Origin of the sequence: Streptosporangium carneum, from assembly GCF_027922005.1 — a bacterium.
GTDB lineage: Bacteria > Actinomycetota > Actinomycetes > Streptosporangiales > Streptosporangiaceae > Streptosporangium > Streptosporangium carneum.
In genome coordinates, this window is sequence record NZ_BSEV01000061.1 from 1 (window position 1) to 3,711 (window position 3,711).

At 70.4% G+C, this 3,711-nt stretch carries 1 protein-coding gene; it reads right to left on the minus strand.

Going from position 1 to position 3,711, the window contains the following annotated elements:
- Window positions 1–3,149 (minus strand): non-ribosomal peptide synthetase (locus PKF00_RS43770; protein ID WP_271223709.1); only part of this gene is annotated, 3,149 nt, incomplete at its 3' end.
- Between the last annotated feature and the right edge of the window lie 562 nt (window positions 3,150–3,711).

Here is a 3,711-nt window from a genome sequence, read left to right on the forward strand (position 1 = left end):
ACGGAGGTCCGCAGCACGCGCTGCCAGTCGTCCGCCAGCCGTTCGACCGTCGCGGCGTCGAACAGGTCGGTGCTGTACTCGACGACGCCGAAGACACGCTCGCCGTCGTCGGTGATCTGCCAGGTCAGGTCGAACTTCGAGGTTCCCGTCGGGACCAGCTCGCGGGTCCCCGTGGCCTCGCCGAGGCGTACGGGACGGGAATCGTGACGGTGCATCTCGAAGGCGACCTGGGTGAACGCGGGCCGGTGGCCGGAGTGGTCGCGCAGAAGCCGCTCCAGGAGGAGCTGGAAGGGCACGTCCTGGTGACCGAGGTCGGCCAGCACGTCGTCGCGCACCCGCCTGAGCAGCTCGCGGAAGCTCCACTCGGGCCGCACTTTGAGGCGCAGCGGAACCAGGTTGACGAAGTAGCCGATCAGGCCCTCCCACTCGGCGCGGTCCCGATCGGCGACGGGCGTGACGACGACGAGGTCGTCCTGCCCCGTGCGGTCGCGCAGCGTCAGGTAGAAAGCGGCCAGGAGCACCATGAACGGCGTCGCCCCCTCGGCCTTCGCCAGGGCGCGCACCCGTGCGGCGAGGTCTCCGCCAAGCTCGAACCGTACGGCCGCGCCGGACGGGGTCCGCGCCTCAGGGGACCGGTCGACGGGCAACGCCAGCTCTCTCGGAGCCCCTTCGAGCCGCCGCCGCCAGTAGTCGAGCCCGTCGGCCATGGCGTCGCCGCGCACCAGCTCCCGCTGTCGGATCGCGTGGTCCGAGGGGCGCAGGGGCAGGTCGGCGAGTCTGGGCTCGCGACCGGCCGACGCCGCCGCGTAGAGCTCGGCCAGCTCGGTCTCGAAGATCCGCAGTGACCACTCGTCCCAGACGATGTGGTGCAGGACGATCAGCAGGGCCCGGTTCTCGTCGTCCTCGCGCAGCAGCCGCGCCCTGAACAGCGGCCCGCGTTCCAGGTCGAACGGCCTGCGGGCCTCCTGGGCGAGCGCCTCCTGGAGGCTTTCGCCCACCTCCAGCCGGACGGGGGCGGCGGGCAGCACCGTCTGGGAGGGTTCGCCGAGCCGGGCGGGGAAGACGGTCCGCAGCGCCTCGTGCCGTGCCACGAGGGCGTTCAGAGCCCGCTCGAGCAGGGGGACGTCGACCGCGCCGCGCAGCCGGAACACCCACGGCACGTTGTAGAGGGGCGCGCCGGGGTTCCACTGCTCGGACAACCACAGGGCGTGCTGGCCGAGCGACAGCGGACGCTCCACGCCGTCGTCCGGCTGTGCCGTCACGACCGGCGCCTGGGGCGACGGATCCGGCTTCCGCTTCCGGCCCCCGTCGCGGTCGGCGTCGAGTCGTGCCGCCAGGTCCGAGAGCACCGGGGTGTCGAAGACCGCCTGCGGAGAGAGGTCCTTGCCGAAGTGGCCGAGCAGCCTGGCGGTGATGCGGAGCGCGGCGAGGGAGTCGCCGCCGAGCGCGAAGAAGTCGTCGTGACGTCCGACCCGGTCGATGCCGAGGACCTCCTGCCACAGGCCGGACAGCAGCAGTTCGGTCTCGGTGCTCGGCGGGGCCGTCTCGTGCCGCCGGGAGACCGGCGGCAGCGCGGCACGGTCGAGCTTGCCGCTCGCGGTCAGCGGCAGCCGGTCCATGAGGACCAGATGGGTGGGGAGAAGGTAGTCGGGCAGCCTGTCCGCCAGGAACGCCGTGAGCTTGTCGGCCTCCGTCTCGGCGACGGCGTAACCGACCAGGCGGGTGCGTCCGTTCTCGTCCCGCTGCCCGACGACCGCGCACCGCCGTACGGCCGGGTGTTGTTCCAGCACCCGCTCTGTCTCCGCGGGCTCGACCCGGTATCCCCTGATCTTGACCTGGTCGTCCGCCCGGCCGAGGAACTCCAGCAGCCCGTCGGCCCTGAGGCGGACGAGGTCGCCGGTGCGGTACATCCGCGCGCCGGGGGCGGCGCCGTACGGGTCGGGCACGAACCGCTGGGCCGTGGCGCCCGGTCTGCCCGAGTACTCCCGGGCGAGCGGCCGTCCGCCGACGTAGAGCTCCCCCGCCACCCCCGGTGGACACGGCGTGAGCGTGGGGTCGAGGACGTGGAGCACGCGGCCGCCGCACGCCGTGCCGATCGGCACCTCGCTCCCGTCGGTGCTCCCGTCGGTCTCGACGTCGGCCTCGGTCACCTCGTGGACGGTCGCCGTGATCACGCATTCCGTGGGGCCGTAGGCGTTGAGAAGCCGCACGTCCGGGGCGTGCCGCAGCCACTCCCGGGCGGCCTGGGAGGACATCCGCTCGCTGCCCGAGATCATCAGTCGGAGGCTGTGCCCTTCGGGCAGCGGCAGGCGGTCGAGGCCGACGGCCAGCTCGTTCCAGTATCCGGCGGGCAGGTTCGCGACGGTGACCCGTTCCCGGTGAAGGAGATCCAGCAGCGCGCCGATCGAAGGGGAGCGGTCCAAAGCCAGCACGACGGTCGCTCCGCAGGTCAGCGGGGCGAGAGTCTGCTCGATCGCGACGTCGACGTGTGGCGGGGCGAACTGCAGGACACGGTCGTCGGCGCGCAGCCCGAAACGGGCGCTGACCCCGGCGAGGTGGTCGGCGAGCGCGTCGAACGGCACGCTGACGCCTTTCGGCCTGCCGGTCGTGCCGGAGGTGTACACGACGTAGGCGATGTGGCCCGGCTCCGCCGGGACGTCCGCGTCCCCCGTCTCCGGGCGACGGTCCGGGGCGTCGTCGGCGATCCGCATCGTGGGGATCGGCAGGGGATCCTCGTCGAGGTTCACGTCGGGGCCGCTCAGGAGCAGCGCGGCACCGCTGTCCTCCAGCATGAACCGGTGGCGTTCCGCCGGGGCGGCGGGATCGAGCGCGAGGTAGGTGGCGCCGGCCCGCAGCACGGAGAGCGTCGCGACCAGACCGCTCAGCCGGTCCGCCGTGCGCACCGCCACGACCTGTCCCGCGCCCGCCGCGCGCTCCCGCAGGCGTCGCGCCAGTTCGGCGGTGCGGAGGTCGAGCTCCGCGTAGGAAAGGGAGAGGTCCGCGGCCACGACGGCGGGGTGGTCGGGACGCGCCTGCGCGTGCAGGCTCAGCAGCGTTCCCCAGTCGGCCCGGCGTGGCAGAAGCGGCACCTCAGCGCTCGGATCCTCCATTCCAGAGGCGGCCTTGCTCATGGAAAATGCCTTTGTCATGGCACAGAACTCCTCTGGAAATCAAGCGGGTGCCGCTGCTGGAGAATGTGCAGGCTGTCGCGCGATAGCGTATTTCGGATGTCCGTGAATAGCGCGTTTCAGACCCAAGGGCGGCGCCTCGGTCCATAAATCTTCACAACCTAAGGAATCCTTGCGCAAGCTATCTTGTCAATAAGGTGGTGTCAAGGGTAGGCCGTGCTACACGGGCTTTCGGGGTTTGGATGGTGAGGAGTTATACCCCCTTCTTCCGGTGAGTGGATGACTGGAGGCCGTCTGCGGTGAACGACTGCCGAACGCCATTGAAGGGGACGCGCGGGGGTTAGATCGTTGCGCTCCGTGAAAGTATTGACACCGCGAGAAGCAGTGCACAAGATGTGTTGCGCAAGACTCCCTTAGGGGTTGATGATCAGTAATGGGGAGTCCACGCTATTTGCGCGCCATTTCATAGGCGCTCTCAGAAAAGCGTGGTCGTGGACTGCCTGCGCAAATCTTTCGCCAGGCTACGTGGCGTGCTTTCGGAGGAGTTCCGTGCCATGACCAAGACGTTCTCCATGGGTCGCGC